Origin of the sequence: Desulfurivibrio modestus (assembly GCF_044068625.1) — a bacterium.
In the GTDB taxonomy this organism is placed as follows: domain Bacteria; phylum Desulfobacterota; class Desulfobulbia; order Desulfobulbales; family Desulfurivibrionaceae; genus Desulfurivibrio.
Genome location: NZ_JBIPKH010000003.1, coordinates 150,222 through 169,248, shown reverse-complemented (window position 1 = coordinate 169,248; position 19,027 = coordinate 150,222). Strand labels below are relative to the sequence as shown.

Sequence of the window (19,027 nt, the reverse complement as noted above, 5' to 3'; positions counted from 1 at the left end):
AACCGGCTTCAGCGGTTAGTGGCGCTCCAGTTCGGCGGCCAGCAGGGCGAGATGCTGCTTCTCCTCGGCGGCCAGGCCCAGGAACAGCTCGCGGCTGGCGGCGACTTCGCTGTGGCTGGCCAGACGGAGGTAGAGATCCAGGGCCTGGGTCTCCAGCCCCATGGCCTCGCCCAGCAACTCTTGCGGAGTGGCGGCGGCCAGCAGGGCGGCCAGGGCGACATCGTCCGGGCGACGTCCCCCTTCCAGCAGTTCCCCCTCCCGGCTGGGCGGAAGCCCATGGCCAGTCTGCTCGCGATACTCATGGAGCAGGCGGGCCTTATGTCCCTCTTCCAAGGCGGCCAGCCGCTCCCAGGTCGACCGCAACCCCGACTCCGGAAACTGCTCGGCCAGCCGGAGGTAGAATTGCCGCAATCCCTCTTCCATGGCGTAAGCCAGGGCGGCAGCCTGCTCATATTCGGCCCCGGAGGGCAACAGCTCCAGGCCGGCGGCCAAAGGTCCCGTCGCCCGTTCTCCCTCCCAGGCCTTGATGCCGCCGGCCAGATTGTAAACCTCCTTAAAGCCCTGACCGCTGAGCAACTGGGCGGCTGCCCGACTGCGCCCCCCCACCGCGCAATAGGCAATCACCGGCTGATCGGGGTTCAACTCATCCAGGCGATCGGGCAGCTCCTTAATGGGAATCAGCCGGGCTCCCGACAGGTGCCCCTCCTCATATTCCCGGGGCTGGCGGACATCCAGCAGCTGGAAGTCGCCAGCCGGGTGGGAGTCCATATAGTCCCGCGCCTGGGCCGAACTCAGGTTGGCAATGGGGGTAAAGAGTTTCCTCCAGTTCATCGGCGACCTCCTTCAGGTTGATCCTACGGAGTATAGCGGGTAAAGGGCATGGCCAGTAAGCGAAAAAAACCCAGCCGGTTGAAATCACGGTGGGAGCCGATGCCGATCACGATCCCCTCCTGCTCCACCCTGGTCAGCAGGGTCCCGAAGAAGCGGTCCCAGATGGAGAAGATCACCCCGTAATTGGTGTCACGCTCCTTGATCTTGACCGAGTGGTGGATTCGATGGAGAAAGGGAGGCACCAGCAGCAGCACCCAGATCTTTTCAAAAACCGGACTGATCCGCAAACTGCTGTGGTGGAACTGGATGGAGAGGTTGACCAGGATCTCAAAGAGCAGATAGGCCACCAGGGGGATGCCGAAGGTATAAATCACCGCCAGCCGCACCAGCCCGGAGAGGAGAATTTCACCCAGATGAAACCGGCTGGCGGTGGAGACATCCATGTTCATGTCGCTGTGGTGAACCCGATGAAACCGCCACAAAAGGGGGACCTGATGATTAAGCAGGTGCCAGAGCCAGATAAAAAAGTCAAGAATCAGCACCCCGGCCACCAGCTTGAGCCAGTAGGGCATGGCGATGGCATTGAGCAGACCCAGGTTCTGCTCCTGGGCCAGGAGCATCAGACCGGCGATGGCCCCCCCGAAAATCAGGATATAGACCACCCCGTTAACCATCGCCAAAGGCAGGTTGGCCAGCCAGCGCCGCGCTTTGGAAACCGTGGGCCGCCGATAGCTGTAGGCCAGCTCGATCAGCAAAAAAAGCAGTACCCCGCCCAGGTAGACGGGCAATTTTAGCATTTCCAGGGTTTCCCACTCCAGGCTCATGGCGTTGACTCCTCCAGCTCCAGGTCGGCCAGCACCGGCAGGTGATCGCTGGCGATTTTGGAAATTTGCATCCGGCAACGCTGCCTTTTAAGGATGGTCAGCGGCCCACGGACAAAGATCTTGTCCAACCCGCCGGTGGGCGAGAAAGAGGGATAGGTCAGATAGGGACTCTGAAAATTCTCCTTATGGCTGGAGGCGCAGCGAAAGCCCATGATCTCGGTGAACATGGGGGCCAGCCGGGTAAACCAGTCGTTGAAATCGCCGGCCACGATACAGGGAGCTCCCGGGGGCAGCTCGACAAACTCCGGTGATTTGACCACCATCCCCACCTGTTGGGGACGTTCATGGAACGAGAGGCCCAGGTGGAGATTGAACACCGCCAGCGAGACAGCACCCCCCTCCTCCGGGCTCGCCACCTCGATGCGGGTATAGAGGCAGCCCCGGGCCTTATGCCCGGGCAGAGTCAGGTCAATATTGCGCTGGCTGGTGATGGGAAACCGGCTCAAGGTGGCATTGCCATAGTGGCCCTGGGTCAAGGCGACATTGAGCCCCAGGGCCCGATGGGCATAACCGCAGAGCCCGGCGAACTCCTCGGCCAGGTCCAGGTTGCGGGAGCGGGGCACCCCCACATCCACCTCCTGCAGCAGCAGGATATCCGGCTGGTGATGTTCGATGATCCGGGCGATCCGTTCCGGCCGGAAGCGGCGATCCACCCCGATGGCCCGGTGAATGTTGTAGGACATCACGCGCAAGGGCATGATTCCGCCTCACCTGACCCCCGGCTTTTTGCGCCGGGGGGGTTGACCCAGTTTACGGCAGAAGCGGGCGATCGCCTCAAAATAGAGCTGGCCCACCCGGTCGATGATATTGTTATGATCAGCCCCCGGTACAATCTGAAACTCCTTGCTCTGCGCCCCGCAACTGGCCTGGAGGGCTTCGGCCAGGGTCACCGGAATCAGCTGATCGTGCTGGGCGTGGAGAATATAGGTGGGCTTGGTGAAGAATCCGATCTTCTGGACGTTACAGAAGCCGTCGGCCTCGCTGGTCAGACCGCAGCTCCCCACATCGACCCCCAGGGCCAGCAACAGGGGGATGGTGTGGGCGAACCCACTCTCGATGATCAGGCCATCCACCAGCCCGGGACCGGCGGCCGCCGCCAGATCGATGGCCGCCACACTGCCCAGCGAGCGGCCCATCACCGCCAGATGACCGGTCTTCCCCTCCTGCCGGAGGGTTTCCCGCACCCGGGGTAAAAGCTGATGGGCGTCTCCAATCATACTGCGCACCGTGGGCTGGCCGCCGGCCCGGCCATAACCGCGATATTCGGCCACCACCAGATTGAGGCCCGCCTGATTGAAGCTGGGCGCCAGTTCATCGTAATCGGCGGCCACCTCGCCATTGCCGTGGAAAAAGAGAATATTGACCGCCCCGGGATCCGCCGTCCCCAAGTGGTAGCGCAACGGCAGCCGCACCCCCCCCTCCACCTCCACCTCCCGGTCAAAAACCCCTGCCGGGGGGGGATTCCAGTCGGCCCGGGGGCAAAAGAGGGCGGCCCGCACCGCAGCATGCTCCAACTTCTCGTAAGCCATGGTTCTGATATCCATCTCGCTGTCACCCTGCAATGGTTATGATGCCGCCGGGGCGGGAATCAGTTCAATTAACGTCACTTCCGGGGGAGCCAGAAAGCGAATCGGGGGCCCCCAGGTTCCGGTCCCCCGCCCCACATAGAGGTAGCGGCCGTCGGCCGCCACCCTGAGGCCGGTGGAGACCCGATAGGCCAACCAGGTGAAAAGGTTGAAAGGAAAAATCTGACCCCGGTGAATATGGCCGGAAAGCTGCAGATCCACCGGGCCTCCCGGCACCACCTTCGGTTGATGCCTCAGCAGGATATTAAAGGTCTCCGCGGGCAACAGGGCCAGCAATTGCTCCTCCTGGCCCGGCGGGGTGAGCCCCAGCCGCTCTCCGGTAATATCATCCACCCCCGCCACCCTCAACCAGGGAGTGACCCGGGCCAATTCGCCGCGCAGCACGGTAAAGCCGGCACTCTCGTGAAAAGCGAGGGAAGCGGCCGCGCCCACGTAAAATTCGTGATTACCCAGGATGGCAAATTTGCCCAGGGGGGCCTCCAGCCGGCGAAACCGCTCCGCCAGCGGGGCGATATTATCCCCCTGTCCATCAACGATATCACCGGTGGCCAGCAGCAGATCCGGCCGGGCCTGGGCCACCACCGCCAGCATCCTCTCCAGCCGCCCTTCCCGGACGATCAGGCCGAGGTGGATATCGGTAACCTGGACGACCCTCACCACTCCTGCTTCCAAAGGCAACTTGTCGCTGACAATCCGCACCCGCTCCAGCCGGATATCGAGCGCTTCCCGGTAACCATAAGCACAACCGGCGGCGGCGGCAAGGAAGGCCAGCCAAAAAATCGCGGCCGGAGCCAGAACCCGGGCCGGCCAGCTGGAGGTCGCGGCACCGGGTAGTGCCAGCCTGGCCGGCCCGGCCCAGCGAGCGCGCAGCAGCCGGAGAGCATCCAGCAGCAGGGCCACAACGGTGAAGAGAAAGAGAAACCCCATCCAGCCAAAACCGAGATGGGCCAGGAGCGTGGCCGCCAATGCCCGGCCCTGCTGCTCCAGCAGCCGCACCAGCACCGGGGCCAGAACCATCAGGAGCAGGAAAAGGCCGATTATCAGTCGCCCTGCCCCCAGGGGGGGCAGGGCCCCGCGCAGCCGCCAGTAAAAATAGCAGTGCATGGCTCCGTAAATCAGCAAAAAAGCGGACAGTAACAGCAACATGGGATTTAATCACCAAGTTTAATTTTTCCGGCCCTGCCGTTGCGTTACACCATGAGAACGGGTAGAATGCCTGGCAATGCAAGCCCCGGCGCGGCCAGCCCTGACCCGGTCGCCCGGGACTTTTCTTTACTTTCACTCGGGAAAACAAGCATGGAACTGATCAACGTTGACCGGAGCAAATGCAAACGGGACGGTATCTGCATCTCCGAATGCCCCTTCAGCCTGATCGAAGAGAGTGAGGATGGTGGTTTTCCGGTGGCCCGCAGGGCCGCTCCCCGCATCTGTATCGACTGCGGCCACTGCCTGGCGGTCTGCCCCCACGGCGCCCTTACCTTCAAGGGGCAGGGGCCGGAGAGTTGCCTGCCCCTGGACCGTAAGCTCAACCCCAGTCCGGAGGCGGCGGCCCAATTTCTGCGCAGCCGCCGCTCCATCCGGACCTACAAGGACAAGCCGGTTCCCCGGGAAGTTCTGGAGCAGTTGTTGGATATCAGCCGATGGGCGCCATCGGCCAAGAACGCCCAGCCCACCAAGTGGCTGGTGATTGAATCGACCGCCGAGGTCCGCAGGCTGATCGGTCTGGTGGTGGAGTGGCTGCGGGAAAACGGCTCCTTCCCCGGGGTGGTCGCCGCCTGGGATCTGGCCGAACGGGATCTGGTGCTGCGGGGCGCTCCCCATCTGGTGATCGCCTACGCCTCGGAAAAGGCGCTGAAGCCGGAGATCGACTGCACCATCGCTCTCACCTACCTGGACCTGGCCGCCCATGGCATGGGGATCGGCACCTGCTGGGCCGGAATCTTCCTGGGCGCCATCTTCAACAACTACCCACCCCTGATCGAAGCTCTGGGGCTCCCGGAAAATCACCGGGTCCACGGGGCCCTGATGCTGGGCTACCCCAAATACCGCTATCAGCGTATCCCGCAAAGAAAACCGACAGACGCCATCTGGCGCTAATAGCGCCCGTCCCGGCGGCAGCGGGGACCGAACCGGCCCCGCCTGGGGCACCTTTAACCGCCTGAAGCTCTAAACGGTCAAATCGTTGCGAACCGCCTTCCGGGGGCCACCATGGCCGGCGGGTCGCCAGTCACGGATTGGGGCCACCCGGTCAAGCTCCGCCTGCTGCTCAAAGCGGCTGAGACGATCATGGATCGCCTGCCAGATGCAAGGAATTTCCCGGTGGATCTCACAACGGCCATCCACCGAACCGCCGCAGGGCCCGTTCAGCAGACTTTTGGCACAACGGGCCACCGGACAGAGGCCGCCGGTGAGGTGCAACACGCAATCACCACAGCCGGCGCACTGCTCACTCCATTCCCCTTGGAGGGCTGAACCGCCGAAAAAGCTGGTGTTGACCGCCGGATAGACCTTGTCGGCGGGACGCAGGTTGGCGATGAAGTTTACCCCAACCCCGCAAGCCATGGAGACAATGGCGTCATACTCCCCTTGCCATTGGTCGATCTCATCGACATACTCCTTGTCACACTGGCGCACCAGGGTGGCACCCTTGACCTGGGCCTGCTGGCCGGCCTGCTTCTTGCCCAAACGGATCAGGGAGGAGAGCAGTTCCACCTCCCGCTCGCCGCCGGCGGAGCAGACCGAAACACAGCCCCGACAACCCAAAACCAGAATCCGCTCGGCATCCCGCACCATTGCCACTATCTCGTTAACCGGCTTACGCTCAGCGATAATCATTATTTCTCCCCCTTGAACGGGCTGGGACCCAGCTTGGTTACCTGGTCGTTCAACTCCCGGACCACCTGCACGAACTCGGGGTGAAAGCCCCGCTCCAGGTGATGAAAAGCGATCCTGGCCTCTTCGGCCCCCAATTCGGCCAGGGCCTTGCGCACCGCCCCCGCCCGGCGGGCGGCCCGCTGGCTGCCCATCAGGTTGTGGCACTCATCGGGTTTGCAGCCCACCACGCAAACTCCGTCGGCCCCGTTCTCGAAGGCCTGGAGCAGGACGGAAACCTTGAGCTTGCCGCCGCAGGTCAGGCGGTTGATGGTGGCGTTGGCCGGGAAACCGTCGGCGGCCAGGCCCTCCTTGCCTTCGGCGCAAGCCTGCTGGGAGGTGTAATGACAACAAAAAACTTGAATATCCGGGATAAAAGCCATCTCTATCTCCTCCCCGCTCAGCGGCCGGTGCCGCAGGCGGCGATCAGGCGCTCGTCGGCGGATTCGTTAAGTTGAATGGCGGCGGCCGGGCACTCCGTCGGGCAGATTCCGCAGGCCCGACACTCCTTGGGGTCGATATAGGCCTTGCCGCCCTGGTCAATTACCGGAATTCGCCAGGGGCAGACCCGCACGCAGGTCAGGCAGGATACGCACTCATCGCGCTCCACCCTGGCGGTCTTGCCTTTATCCACCAGATCCTGCTCGCTGACCAGTCCCTGCTCCAAAGCCAACTTGCGCAAGGCCCCGACAATCTCGGCAAAGCGCACATCCTGGGGGCAGACAAAAACGCAGTTTTGACAACTGGAACAGTACCAGAGCAGGTCCGAGGTGAGCAGGCGCTCTTTCAGACCCATCCGGATCATATGAATCATCCGCCGGGGATCGAAATCCGGAATCGCCTGACTGACTGGACAGGCACCACTGCAGGCCCCGCAGGAATAGCAGCGATTGAGGTGCTCTCCCCCGGGCTGGGCCGTGACTTCGGCGCTGAAGGCCGCGTTGATCTCTTTGCTGGTAATTGTCATGAACAGTCCCCTGTCACAAAATATTGAAACGGGACGCCGGGCCTTGTCAAACCCCGCCCCGCAGCCGTAACCGGTGCCAAATCAGCCGCGAATGCTACCGAAAAACCGCCGCCTTGTCAACCACAAGCGGGCCCGACCACGGCGGCAAAGTCGATAAAACTAGACCAGAAAACGGAACTCCCCTTTGCCGATCATGTCCTGGAGGTGCAGGATACCGACCAGCCGCCGGTCACCGTCGGTGACCGGCAAAACCGTCACCTCGTGGTTCTGCATGATACTGAGGGCATCGGCGGCCAGCAGGTCGGCGGTGATGCTTTTGGGCGCGGCAGTCATCACCTCGGCCAGGGTCGGGGCGTTGCCGGCCATACCCTGCCCTCCTCCCGCCACCATCCGCCGCAGATCCCCGTCGGTGAGAATCCCCAGCATCTCCTGGTCATCCGCCGCAATCACCAACACCGCGCCCAGATTTTTGCGGTTGAGCTCGGCCACCGCCTCGGCCAGGGTGGCACTGATCCGCACCTTGGGAATCTGGGAGCCGGTCAGCATCACCTCGGAAACCCGGACCTTGAGCCGCTCGCCCAAGCTGCCGCCGGGATGGTTGCGCCGGAAATCACAGGCATCGAATTTCTTGCGATTGAGCAGCACCACCGCCAGGGCGTCACCCATGGCCAGGGAGGCGGTGGTGCTGGCAGTGGGAGCCAAGCCCAGGGGGCAAGCCTCCCGGGGCACGGCCACGGTCAGCACCGCGTCGGCGGCGGAAGCCAGGCTGGATGACCGGCGGCCGGTCATGGCGATAATCCCCGCCCCCCGATTTTTCAGGGTGGGGAGCAGCATATTCAACTCCGCCGTCTCACCGCTGTAGGAGATGGCCAGCACCACATCCCGGGGATCGACAATCCCCAGATCCCCATGCATCGCCTCCACCGGGTGGAGAAAAAAGGCCGGGGTGCCGGTGGAGTTGAGGGTGGCGGCGATCTTTTGCCCGATGATCCCCGATTTGCCGATCCCGGTGACGATCAGCCGGGTGGGGCAGGCCATGATCATCGCCACCGCCCGCTCGAAATCATCCCCCACCTGGTCGATCACCGCCAGGATCCCTTCCGCCTCCAGGCGCAACACCTCGCGGGCCTGGGCAATGCCGGCGCCGTCGGTCGTGGTCGTCTCAGCCATTGTGGCGTCCCGGCTCACACCAGCTGCTCGGCGATGCTGACCGTGCGATCACCAAGCATATTGGTATAGCTACCCAATTCGTTGTCATACCAGCCGTAGATCACGGCCTGGGTCACCGGCACCTCCACTCGATCGGGGGCGCCACTGCAGTTGAACTGGCCCAGATTGACGCTGATATTGGCAGTGCGGGTGTGGGTTTCCCGGCCCTCGATCACCGCGGCGGCGGCGGGGCTGCCCACGATATCGCAGGAGACCAGCTGCTGGTCGGTGTATTGCAGATAGCTGGTTTTATTAGAATAATCACTATAGATGGAGTTGATCAGCTCCCGCTTGATCGATTGCTCGCCATCATCCTGGAAATTGACCACCAGGATGATCAGCGAGCCGCTGGAGGTGGGAATCCGCACCGATTCGGCGATAAAGCCGATCTTCTTCATCTCCGGAATCACCAAGGGCAGGGCCTTGGCCGCGCCGGTGGAGGTCAGGATGATATTGTTCAGGATGCTGCGGCTCTTGCGGAGATCGGTGGCACCGGCGGCGGGCACCCGATCCAGGACCGGCTGACTGCCGGTGGCGGCATGGACCGTCACCATCGAGGCACTGAGAAACTTGTCGGCCCCGAAATAGTCCATCAACGGCTTGACCATGAAGGAGAGGCAGGTGGTGGTACAGGAGGCGGCCGAAACCATGAGATGGCGGGAGGGATCGTAATCACCGTCGTTGATCCCCATCACGGTGGTCACCACATCTTCCGGCATCTCCAGCCCCTTCTGCTTGATCTTGAAGGGGGCCGAGAGGATCACCTTCTCCGCCCCGCCCTGGAGATGGCCACGCAGGGAGCCCCTGGGGGCATCGGCATCGGCGGTGGGATCGGTGAAAGCGCCGGTGGTATCCACCACCAGCCGGACCCCGTTCTCCTTCCAGGCAATCCCCCGGGGGTCGCGGGATTGACGCAAAATTCTGACCGGCACCCCGTTGACCACCATGCTGCCGGCGGCCTCATCCAACTGTTCAATCACCGAACCGGTGGAGTTGCAGCCGTGAAGGTAGGGGCCCAAGCGCCCGTAGGTGCTGTCCCGTTCGATGATCCCGGCGATATCGTTGAGCGAGGTGCCAACCTCGCGACCGACATTGACCACAATCTCGGAAAAAAATTTACGGGAAACATGGTGCCAGAGAGAGAGTTTGCCGATCCGGCCCAGGCCGTTGATCCCTAACTTCATCGTAACCGATCTCCTTGGGATTAAACTGCTTAGCTTAAAATTGAAGGGGGGGCCCTGCCTCAACCAGGTGGCTTACGGCCACTACCCGGCCAACGAAGAAAACGAATCGATTATTATACGAAAAGGCATTGTTTCAGGCAAGGATAAAGTGACGACTTAGGGATCAACCGGCAGGGGAGAGGGGGATTACGGCGGCACACGCAAAAAAACCTTCGGGCCGGGCAGGGCCACCAAACAGCCCCCTCCCCGGCCCGAAGGTCTCAATACTACTTAACGCACTCTCTTACTTCTTGGAACGGGCGGCCCCCTTGTTTTTCATGGGGTCACCCTCATAACCCAGCGCCTGCCAATCCAGTCGGCCCTGGGGGCTGTGGCAGTCATTGCACTTGAGCGCCTCCTTGGCCGGAGAAACCATGTGGTTAAGCCGCCAGTACATGGTGGTGGCCGCGAAGGCATACTCGCCACTGTAGGCCAGACCGCTGGCCTCCGAGCCGGCCTTGAGCGCGGCCTGCCAATCGAAGCTTTTCCAGAAGGCGGCATCGGCGTCCTTGCCGGCGGGCCACACCTTGGGAATAAGAAAATGTCCATGCTTGGCGTCGTAGACCTGCTTGCCCCGATGCTCCTTAAAAGGATAGATCTTGGCCCGGCGATCATTGATATCACCCTGGGGCCAGTTCAGCTTGGTGACCTGGGCCGGGTCGACCTTATCCCCCAGGATATAGGCTCCGCCGGTGCCGTTGTACCAGAGGTAAACGGGGGTGACATTCATCCCCCATTCAAAGTGGCCCTTCCGCTTGTCATAGGCGGTCCGCTTCATCTCGCCGAAGATCTGGGGGGCGACCTCCAGATCCTGGCCGGCCGTGGACCAGTCCCAAACCAGCTTGGTGGGAGTGGTCTTGGCATAGGCGGGAATGTGGCAGGTCTGGCAGGCCACCGCCTCGATATGGTTGTTGAGCAGAGCGTTCTTGTGGGGCGCCTCCTGGTGGCACTGGCTACAGGTAATGGCGTTGGTGCCTCCGGGCGAGGTCACCATGGCGTGGCCCTTGATATTGTGTTTTTCGGTCTGATGGCACTCCTGGCAGGAGAAGTTCAGACCGTCAACCCCCATATGCACATCCACCGATCTGGGGTTGGTCGGGGTCTTGGAATCGATATCGCCATGCTTGACGTTGTCGCCGCCGCCGCCGTAGCCGTGGCAGGCCACGCAGTTGGCCTTGCCCGGGGCGCCGGCCTGTTGAGCGATCTTGACCAGGTCGGTCTTTTTCTCGTCCAGCTTGGGGTTGCCGGTATAACCGAAGGGCATCCCCGCCGCCGGGGCGGCCTTAGCGTAGGTGCCGGTGGTGTCGTGGCAAACCAGGCAATCCACCCGGCTCTGATCGTTAAAATCAAAAGAGCTGTCCCGCCAACCGTAGCCAACGTGGCAACTGGTGCAACGGGGCTCGTTGCCACCGCTGATCCCGATGCAGAAGTTGTTGATGGCGTTTTTTTTGCCCAGCTCCACCTTGCCCCGGCCGGGGATCTCCTGCTCCAGGGACCAGGTCCAATGACTGGTCTGCATCACCTCATGGGCGGCGTCGGCATGACAGTTCAGGCACTGCTTGGTTACCTCCATGGGGCTGGCAAACGGGCCACTGATGCTCTGGTGGGCCATATTGGCGCTCACCGTGGTGGCTGCGGTTCCAACCAGGGCCGTTGCGGCCATCATCGCGTAAAGCTTCCATACCCTCTTCATGACTCTCCTCCCTTGCTACGTTCATTAAGAGATCCTGGCCGGGGACAGCAAACCGGGACCATGGCCGCAAAACAGCCGGATCCCCCAGCCCCCGGGTTCTGGGCGACTACCACCCTATTCACCTCATTTAGCCTGATTCTTAAATAATGTAAACAAAAAAAGAACGTTCATTCTTTGTGAAGAGCAAGGGGGGACACCAAACCATTGGCCCCTGCGGCGGCAGTGGGGTCAGGCCAGGGGACAGCGACGGCCGATACACTGTTTGTTGGCGGCGGCCTGTTCACACTTAAACTTTGCCGCTGCCAGCAGCGGGACCGGCAGCAGTTCCCGGGAGATGGCGGCGGCCTCTTCCAAGGCGACCCAGGCCTCCCGCTGACAACAACGAGCCCCGCTGATCCGCGCCACCGCCCCCAGAACCCGAGCGGTGATCTCCTGGACCTGCCGGCGGGGTTCCGGGGTCAGGGGGGTGGCGGCCAGCAGGATACTGAAGGCGATCCCCACCCCGGCCGCCGCGCCGCAGTTACCCCAGAAGCCGCAGACTCCTCCCGGCACCCGGGAACCCCGTTCTATCCCGGTGAAGATGGACTCTCTTTCCAGCTCACCGCCGCGATTGCGATAGGTGGCCAGAATCACCCCCGGCACCAGGGCGTGATGTTCAGGACCGTGCATGGGGATCGCCGGATGGCGGCGGATTTTGGCCAGCAGGGCCAGCATATCCTGTTCCTCGGTCTCGCCGCAGATCACCCGGATGGCGGAAAGACCGTCGCGCTGGTGACAGTCGTCACAAATATAGTGCCCCTGCCCGCACACCGCGTTGCTCAATTTCCGCCCCCCGCAATAGTAGCAGGAGTACTCCCGCTCATCCCGGGCGTAGATGATCTCTCCCCCGCAAACCAGGCAGCCCGCCTGATGGCGGGCTGCATTCCCCTCCCTCACCGGGGCTGGGCAGCAGCTGCCGGCCATCAAACCGGAGAGGCCCGACCCGCCGGCCGGAGCCGAGGACGAAGCGGCCGGGGCGGGCGGGATTTTCGCCGGCGGCGGGTCGGGAAAAGGGGCGCAGCAGCCACCACCCAGGGCCAGGTTGGTCACCGCCCCGGCCCCATCAACCAAGAAGATCGACTCATCGCGGCCTTCCGCGGCACTCAGGGGCAACGCCACCCGCTGCCCCTTGCGCAGCAGATCCCCCCCCTCGGTGAGCAGGGCGGCAAAGGGCCCCCGGTAGATCACCTCGCGGACCGGCGCCGGCTCCGGCTTCTCGGCGGCAAAGGTCAGGGAGTAGAAACTGGTCTCCCCTTCCCGCCGGTAGGGGAAGCGCTTGAGCAGGCTGGTACCGGCAAAACCGCAACCGTCAAGCATGGCCAGCAGATCCTCCTGCCGCATGGCCCCCCCCAGACACTCCCCCCGGAAGCGCTCACTGTTTTTAATCTTCAGGGGCACCGGCTCATCGGTGATGACGTCGGAAACCACCAGCCGGCCTCCGGGCTTGAGCACCCGGTAAATTTCGTGAAAAACCCGACGCTTATCGGGGCTGAGATTGATCACGCAGTTGGAGATCACCACATCGGCGCAGCCATCGGGCAGGGGGATCTTTTCCAGCAAGCCCGGCCTGAACTCAAGGTTGTCGTAACCAAGCTCCCCCACCACCGCCGCCTTGGAGTGGTTGGCCAAAGCCAGCATCTCGGCGGTCATGTCGATGCCGTAGACCCGGCCGGCGGCCCCCACGGCCTTGGCGGCCAGAAAGCACTCCACCCCGCTGCCGCTGCCCAGATCCACCACCACCTCACCGGCCCGGAGGGCGGCATCCTGCACCGGACTGCCGCAGCCATAGGATTTGCGCCGCGATTCCTCGGGGATGAAGGTGGCCAGGGCCTGCTCCGGGGCCAGGGGGTTGACGATATCCTCCCGGGCGGACCGGGCGGCGGCGGCATAGAATTCCCGGACCTGGCCATGGCCCCGCTCTTCGGCCAAGGAGATCACGCAGTTGCAGTGGGTGAAGCCGACCTCGCCCCCACCATCGGGGCAATCGTGGCGCAGATCGCCCATGGTCAGCAGCAGGGCCGGCCGCTCCTCCCCGCCGGGCCCCTGGGGGTAGCCGCCGGCCTGACTGGTCATCAACCAGAGGGCCAGCCCGTTGTAGAGCTCCAGATAGGGATCGTGGCCAACCAGCTCACCGCCGGCCAGATAACTGTGGTCCAGATCCCCGCCGCCGATGATGAACTTCAGCGGATTCCGGCGCCAGCTTTCACTGTCCAGCAGGGAGGCGGCCCGAATCTTTTGCAGCACCGGGCTTTCCCGCCAGATCCTGCCCAACCCCTTATCCAGGGACCCGCAAGCCAGTTCGGCCACCCCCACCAGGGCCGGCGAGGGGTAGATCTGGCCGTCGGGCCCCACGGCCAGGGATTCCCAGGCGGTGTTGGCCAGGTCATAGCGGGTGCCCGGCGAGGAAAAGACCTGGGCCCGCAGGGTTTCCACGTTATCGATCAGCACCCCGCGACTTTGGGCCCGTTCCTGGGCCTCGACCAGCCGGGGCAAAATCTCGGCCGGGGACACAAACTGCTCCCGGCTGCCCTGACCCCGGACAAAATGCCAGAGCAGATGCAGGTTACCCACCCCCTGAGCGGCGGCAAAATCCACCAGGGCGGCCAGTTGCTCCACGTTTTCCCGGTTCACCGCCACCGCCAGGGTGGCGGCCAAACCATGCTCCCGCAACAGCTTGAGTACCGCCACCAGCCGACCGAAGCTGCCCCGTCCCCGCAATTGATCGTGGTGTTGCTCCAGACCATCAAGGCTGATCTGCAGATGCAAGCGCTCCCGGGGCAACCGCAGCAGTTGGGGCAGTTGCTCGGCAAGCAGCAGGCCGTTGGTCAGCACCACCGCATGCTTTGCGTCATCGGCCAGCAGTTCGCCAAGGATGGCGAGAAAATCGGGGTAGACAAAGGGTTCACCGCCGGTGAAATAGAAAAGATTGCACCCCAACCGACCGGCCTGCCGCAACCCCTCCCGCAGCAGCTCCTTGGGCAGGGTTTCCGCCTCACGCCCCGGCCGAGCGGCAAAAAGGCAGTGGCGGCAGGCCAGATTACAGTTATTAGTCAGGTGAAACCAGCACTCCTTGAGAACCTGGGGAGTTGCCGACACCCCATACCCGGCCCCCTGGATGGCATTCTCCCCGGCCAGGGCCTCCAGCCGCCCCTGGTAGGGGGTGGCTGGCCCATTCAAACGGGCACAGAGACGGCCCGCCGCCACCAGATCGGCGGCCAATTCCGCCCCGACGGGGCTTCCCCCCCGGGCGACGGCACAGACCCCCTGCTCCAGGTTGCCGGTGGCCTGCAGGGCCCGCAACAGCCCATCGGCCCGGTCATTGGCCACCACCCAGTCCGGTTTTTCCGGGTTGATATAGATCGCGCAACCACCACATTCCAGCCGCTGCCAGTCATCAAACATAGTTAAGCATCTCCTTATGGACAGTCAGACCCCCAACCTACGCAAATGCCACACCCCGGTCAAATAGATTATAGCGATGGGAGCGGCCGGCAGTTATCGCCTAACACCCCGGCAAACGGCCCGCCCACCCCTATTGTTCCTTTTTGGGCAACCTGAAGGGTAGCGATTTGCTCAGCAGATGGTGATTCAAGCTCTCACTGGCGCCGGTGCTCCGTCGCCGCAGCGATTTTTGAAAAAAAACGTTGTTGGGGACCTGGATCAGGAACTCCGCCTCCGGCACCGGGGGGGGCGGCGCGGGAGGGACCGGAGGCGAACCCGGCTCCCCCTCCGGTGCGGGCTGGGGAGGGGTGGGGATCTCGATCAGGGTGGTGTACATCAGATTGAAGCCGCGCACCCGGCCGCGCAGCCCCTTGTCACTGCCGGCCGGCTCGATCACCTCGACCTCATCACCGACCCGGAAGGCCCCGGTGGCGGCCAGCAGCAGGGCGCACATCACGTTGCTCAAAACACTCCAGACCGCGATAAAGCCGATGGCCACCATCCCGGCCACGGTCAACAGCCCGGCCAGGATATGGGGCAAACCCACCCCCAACTGCTGCAAGACCAGGACGGCCACGATAATCATACAGAGCCAGCGGATCGAAAGCTTGGCGATCACATAGGTGGCCTGATCCAGGTACTGGCGCCGCAGAAGCAGTTTCAGGACGCGCTTGGAACCGAAATAGAGCAGCAGGCCCAGCACCACCACCACGACAATGCCGAACAGCCCCAGGCCCAGACCGACAAAATACTCTCGGCTCATCGCTCCTCCTCCCTGACCGGGTCAATATCGACGCCGTCACCGGCAACCCCTGCCGCGGCGTCACCGCTCTCCTCGGCCAACTGCAGCACCCGGGGCTGGAGATCGAGGGCTTCGGGGCTCTCCAGATCCTTACCCATGGCCGGATCCAGCTCCTTGAGCTTGCGGGCGGTGACCAGCACCCGGCTCTCCAGCGAGCCCACCGCCTTGTTATAAGATTCCACCGCCACCCCCAGCCCCCGACGCACCGCATGGAAATGACCGGCCAGCACGCAGATCCGGTCGTAAAGCAAACGCCCCAGCTCGCCGATCTGGTGGGCATGCTCGGCGATCTTCTCCTGGCGCCAGCCGTAGGAGACCGCCCGCAGCAGAGCGATCAAGGTGGTGGGGGTGGCCAGGATCACCCGCTGGGCCACCCCGAATTCGATCAACTCGGGATCCTGCTCCAGGGCAGCACTGAAGAAATTCTCCCCGGGCAGGAAGAGAACGACAAACTCCGGGCTGGGCTGAAACTGTTCCCAGTAGGCCTTGGAAGAGAGCTGGGTAAGATGGGTGCGGATCTGGCGGGCGTGCTCCTTGAGCTTGAGGCGGCGCAGCTCGTCGTCCGGGGCCTCGATCGCTTCCAGATAGGCCGAAAGAGCGGCCTTGGAATCGACCACGATATGTTTGTGGTTGGGCAGTTTGATCAACAGGTCGGGCCGCAGGCGACCGGCGGGGCCCTGCACCGATTCCTGCTCGATAAAATCGCAATACTCCACCATGCCGGCCATCTCCACCACCCGCCGCAGCTGGATCTCGCCCCAGCGGCCCCGGGCGTTGGGGGTCCGCAGGGCCCGGACCAGGTTGGCGGTCTCCCCCTGGAGGCGGAGCTGGCTGGTGGCCAGGTTTTTCACCTGCTCGGTGAGTCCGGCGTAGGCGTCAACCCGCTCCTTCTCCACCAGCCGCAACTGGCTATCCACCTTCTGCAGGGACTCCTTGAGGGGGGCCACCATCTCCTGGATCGCCTGGCGGCGCTGTTCCAGGTCACCGCTGGCCTTCTCCTGGAGACGGCTGAAGGTGGCCTTGGCCAGCTCCAGGAAGGACTGGCTGTTCTGCTGAAAGATATCCCCGGAAAGGGCCTTAAAGGCGTCGGCCAGCTCCTTGCGGGCCTCAATCAACAGGGCCTGCTTCTCCTCGGTGACCTTGCGCTCCCCCTCCAGGCTGGTGGCCAGTGCGGCCACCCGACCGCTCAAGGTGACATTTTCCGCCCGCAGGTCCGCCAGCCGCCGGTTCAGCTCCTCGAGCTCCCCCTGGCTCGCCGCCAGGCGCTGATCACGCCCCGCCACCCGCTCCTCCCAGAGGGTCTGGTCAGCCCGGGCCCGGGCCTCGGCGCTTTCCAGTAACCGCTGGCTAAGCCAGGCACAACGCTGGCGCCAATAAACCCAAACCGCCCCCGCCCCGGCCAACACTCCCAGCAAAACCCCCAAACCCAGATAAGCCGCCATCGGCATGATTTATCTCCATCTCACTTTGATAAACGGGTGCCCCCTACCGGCACCAACTATAATTCCCGCCGCATCCTACCACAACACCCCCGTCACGGCTTGCCTTGACTTTCATGGCTAAAAACGGCACATTGACCCCGTTGAGAAAACCGGTTTTCAATCCCATCCATTCACCATATGCAACGGAGCCAAAAGATGCTGAAAGACGGAGAAAAGGGCGCGGTACTGCAGCGCGACAAGGAATCCTACGCCATTGTTCCTCACCTTCCCCTGGGCTTGATTACTCCCCAGCAGTTACGACGGATCGCCGAGGTGGCGGAGAAATACCAGACCGCGGCAATCAAGGTCACCAGCGCCGCCCGCATCGCCATTGTCGGACTGAAGGAAGCGGACATCGACGCGGCCTGGCGCGACCTGGAGATGACTCCCGGTGCGGCCGTGGGCCTCTGCGTGCGCAGCATCAAGACCTGCCCCGGCAACACCCTCTGCCGCCTGGGCCAACAGGACTCCATGGGGCTGGCCGGAGAGCTGGACCAGCGCTATCATGGCCTGGAGCTGCCGGGCAAGGTCAAGATCGGCGTTTCCGGCTGCCCCAACCAGTGCGGGGAGAGCTCGGTCAAGGATATCGGCTATATCGGCAAGGCCAAGGGTTGGACCATCGTGGTGGGAGGCAACGCCGCTTCCCGGCCCCGGCTGGCCGAGGTCCTATTGGAGGGGGTGGACACCGCCGAAGCCCAGCGGATCACCGCCAACATCCTCCAGTACTTCAAGGAGGAGGGTAAAAAAGGTGAAAGGATCGGCCGGTTCATGGATCGGGTCGGTTTCGAGAACTTCAAAGAGCGGGTGTGCCGATAAAAAACTTGACAAGATTGCAGCCCGGAGATATGTATAACGGTTTTCCAAACCGATGGGCCTATAGCTCAGTTGGTTAGAGCCACCGGCTCATAACCGGTCGGTCCCTGGTTCGAGTCCAGGTGGGCCCACCAACATTTTCTTCGGCAAATCGTGATAATGGGCTGCATAAAACCTAGCTTGGCAATTCAGGAAAGAGCGACAACCAACGGCCTTGCCGCCGATCGGCCACAACCGATAAACCACCAAAGGTGCACCCCTCTCGGGGCGGCACCTTTTTTTATGCCCGCTTGCGAGCAACAACGCCACTCTTGACCCGGGAAAGGATGACCGCGCCGCTTACCGTTGACAATCTACTGACCCTGCTCGACCAAATCAGTCCCTTCAGTCAGGCCGCAGCCTGGGACAATGTGGGGCTGATGGTGGGTGATCCAACCCGGGAGGTGGGTGGCATCCTCCTGGCCCTGGACCCCACCGAAGAGCTGCTGGCCGAGGGCCAGGCCCACCACTGCGACACCATCATCACCCACCACCCCTTGATTTTCCACCCCCTGCAAAATATCCACCTGAACCAGCCCCAGGGCCGCCTGGTGGCCCGGGCCATCGAACAGCGACTCAATATCATCGCCTGCCATACCAACCTGGATGTGGCACCCGACGGCGTCAGCGACATCCTGGCCCACCGGCTGGGAATTGCCAGCAGCGCCCCCATCCAGCCCGCCGGCCCCGGGGCGGCCGGCACCGGATTTGGCCGCTGGGGACAACTGCCAGCCCCGGTCCCGGGTCGGCGTTTTCTGGATCTATTGGCGCGAGCTCTCGGAGTGGAAGCCCTGCAGGTGGCCGGCCCCCTGCCGGAAATGATCACCACGGTGGCGGTTTGCGGCGGCAGCGGCTCCGACCTGGTCCAGGCGGCCGCCGAGCTCGGGGCCGACATCTACGTCTCCGCCGAGATCAAACACGCCGCCGCTCGCTGGGCGGAGAGCCGCGGTTTTTGCGTGGTCGACACCGGCCATTTCTACAGCGAAAACCTGGTGGTGGGCCAGTTGGCCGCCACCCTGGAACGGCACCTGGCCGCCCTGGGCCAGAGCGTTCCCCTGGAAATCAGCCGGACCCAGAAAAGTCCGTTTAAGGTTTATTGTTATCAACCATCATCCGCCAAATAACCTTCAGCAACCATACGAGGATAC

General features: G+C 63.1%; 17 protein-coding genes and 1 tRNA gene. 4 read left to right on the top strand and 14 right to left on the bottom strand.

Annotation, left to right across the window (positions count from 1 at the left end; genetic code table 11):
- Positions 1–15: 15 nt before the first annotated feature.
- From ACHHRT_RS03560 to ACHHRT_RS03540, 5 genes are read right to left on the bottom strand one after another with little or no spacing between them, the layout of a single operon-like run.
- Positions 16–831, bottom strand: a complete 816-nt coding sequence (locus ACHHRT_RS03560) for a rhodanese-like domain-containing protein (RefSeq protein ID WP_395497759.1) — start codon at positions 829–831, stop codon at positions 16–18.
- A gap of 23 nt (positions 832–854) precedes the next feature.
- A complete protein-coding gene (locus ACHHRT_RS03555) occupies positions 855–1,655 on the bottom strand; it encodes a sterol desaturase family protein (protein WP_395497757.1) in 801 nt (266 codons plus the stop codon).
- The gene (locus ACHHRT_RS03550) at positions 1,652–2,413 is read right to left on the bottom strand and encodes an endonuclease/exonuclease/phosphatase family protein (protein ID WP_395497755.1); all 762 of its coding nucleotides are present in this window, start codon (positions 2,411–2,413) and stop codon (positions 1,652–1,654) included. The genes ACHHRT_RS03555 and ACHHRT_RS03550 overlap by 4 nt, the downstream gene beginning before the upstream one ends.
- A 9-nt stretch (positions 2,414–2,422) precedes the next feature.
- Positions 2,423–3,259 (bottom strand): alpha/beta hydrolase, encoded by an 837-nt coding sequence (locus tag ACHHRT_RS03545; protein WP_395497753.1) that lies wholly within the window; start codon positions 3,257–3,259, stop codon positions 2,423–2,425.
- A gap of 21 nt (positions 3,260–3,280) precedes the next feature.
- Complete coding sequence (locus ACHHRT_RS03540) at positions 3,281–4,447, bottom strand: metallophosphoesterase (RefSeq protein ID WP_395497751.1); 1,167 nt, start codon at positions 4,445–4,447, stop codon at positions 3,281–3,283.
- Between the two features lie 150 nt (positions 4,448–4,597).
- Here ACHHRT_RS03540 and ACHHRT_RS03535 point away from each other — a divergent pair, with 150 nt between their 5' ends.
- Entirely contained in the window at positions 4,598–5,398 is an 801-nt protein-coding gene (locus ACHHRT_RS03535) for a nitroreductase family protein (RefSeq protein WP_395497749.1), read from the top strand.
- Between the two features lie 69 nt (positions 5,399–5,467).
- Here ACHHRT_RS03535 and ACHHRT_RS03530 read toward each other — a convergent pair whose 3' ends face one another.
- The 9 genes from ACHHRT_RS03530 to ACHHRT_RS03490 form a co-directional block, all read right to left on the bottom strand.
- Complete coding sequence (locus ACHHRT_RS03530; protein ID WP_395497747.1) at positions 5,468–6,136, bottom strand: methylenetetrahydrofolate reductase C-terminal domain-containing protein; 669 nt, start codon at positions 6,134–6,136, stop codon at positions 5,468–5,470.
- The gene (locus ACHHRT_RS03525) at positions 6,136–6,555 is read right to left on the bottom strand and encodes a hydrogenase iron-sulfur subunit (protein WP_395497745.1); all 420 of its coding nucleotides are present in this window, start codon (positions 6,553–6,555) and stop codon (positions 6,136–6,138) included. Before ACHHRT_RS03525 ends, ACHHRT_RS03530 begins: the two co-directional genes overlap by 1 nt.
- 17 nt (positions 6,556–6,572) lie before the next feature.
- Positions 6,573–7,139, bottom strand: coding sequence for a 4Fe-4S dicluster domain-containing protein (locus tag ACHHRT_RS03520; RefSeq protein ID WP_395497743.1), 567 nt, complete (start codon positions 7,137–7,139; stop codon positions 6,573–6,575).
- A 159-nt stretch (positions 7,140–7,298) separates the two neighbouring features.
- Complete coding sequence (locus tag ACHHRT_RS03515; RefSeq protein WP_395497741.1) at positions 7,299–8,309, bottom strand: KpsF/GutQ family sugar-phosphate isomerase; 1,011 nt, start codon at positions 8,307–8,309, stop codon at positions 7,299–7,301.
- Between the two features lie 14 nt (positions 8,310–8,323).
- Positions 8,324–9,532, bottom strand: a complete 1,209-nt coding sequence (locus tag ACHHRT_RS03510; protein ID WP_395497739.1) for a type I glyceraldehyde-3-phosphate dehydrogenase — start codon at positions 9,530–9,532, stop codon at positions 8,324–8,326.
- 283 nt (positions 9,533–9,815) lie between these two features.
- Entirely contained in the window at positions 9,816–11,264 is a 1,449-nt protein-coding gene (locus ACHHRT_RS03505; protein ID WP_395497737.1) for a tetrathionate reductase family octaheme c-type cytochrome, read from the bottom strand.
- Positions 11,265–11,492: 228 nt separating this feature from the next.
- A complete protein-coding gene (locus tag ACHHRT_RS03500; protein ID WP_395497735.1) occupies positions 11,493–14,705 on the bottom strand; it encodes a DUF5714 domain-containing protein in 3,213 nt (1,070 codons plus the stop codon).
- 130 nt (positions 14,706–14,835) lie between these two features.
- Positions 14,836–15,507 (bottom strand): hypothetical protein, encoded by a 672-nt coding sequence (locus tag ACHHRT_RS03495; RefSeq protein WP_395497733.1) that lies wholly within the window; start codon positions 15,505–15,507, stop codon positions 14,836–14,838.
- Positions 15,504–16,988: a DNA recombination protein RmuC gene (locus ACHHRT_RS03490; protein WP_395497853.1), complete on the bottom strand. Its 1,485-nt coding sequence runs from the start codon at positions 16,986–16,988 to the stop codon at positions 15,504–15,506. Before ACHHRT_RS03490 ends, ACHHRT_RS03495 begins: the two co-directional genes overlap by 4 nt.
- A 195-nt stretch (positions 16,989–17,183) precedes the next feature.
- Here ACHHRT_RS03490 and ACHHRT_RS03485 point away from each other — a divergent pair, with 195 nt between their 5' ends.
- From ACHHRT_RS03485 to ACHHRT_RS03475, 3 genes are all read left to right on the top strand, one after another.
- Positions 17,184–17,843: a nitrite/sulfite reductase domain-containing protein gene (locus ACHHRT_RS03485; RefSeq protein WP_395497731.1), complete on the top strand. Its 660-nt coding sequence runs from the start codon at positions 17,184–17,186 to the stop codon at positions 17,841–17,843.
- A gap of 54 nt (positions 17,844–17,897) precedes the next feature.
- Positions 17,898–17,974, top strand: a tRNA-Ile gene (locus tag ACHHRT_RS03480).
- 192 nt (positions 17,975–18,166) lie between these two features.
- Positions 18,167–19,003, top strand: a complete 837-nt coding sequence (locus ACHHRT_RS03475; protein WP_395497729.1) for a Nif3-like dinuclear metal center hexameric protein — start codon at positions 18,167–18,169, stop codon at positions 19,001–19,003.
- Positions 19,004–19,027 lie beyond the last annotated feature (24 nt).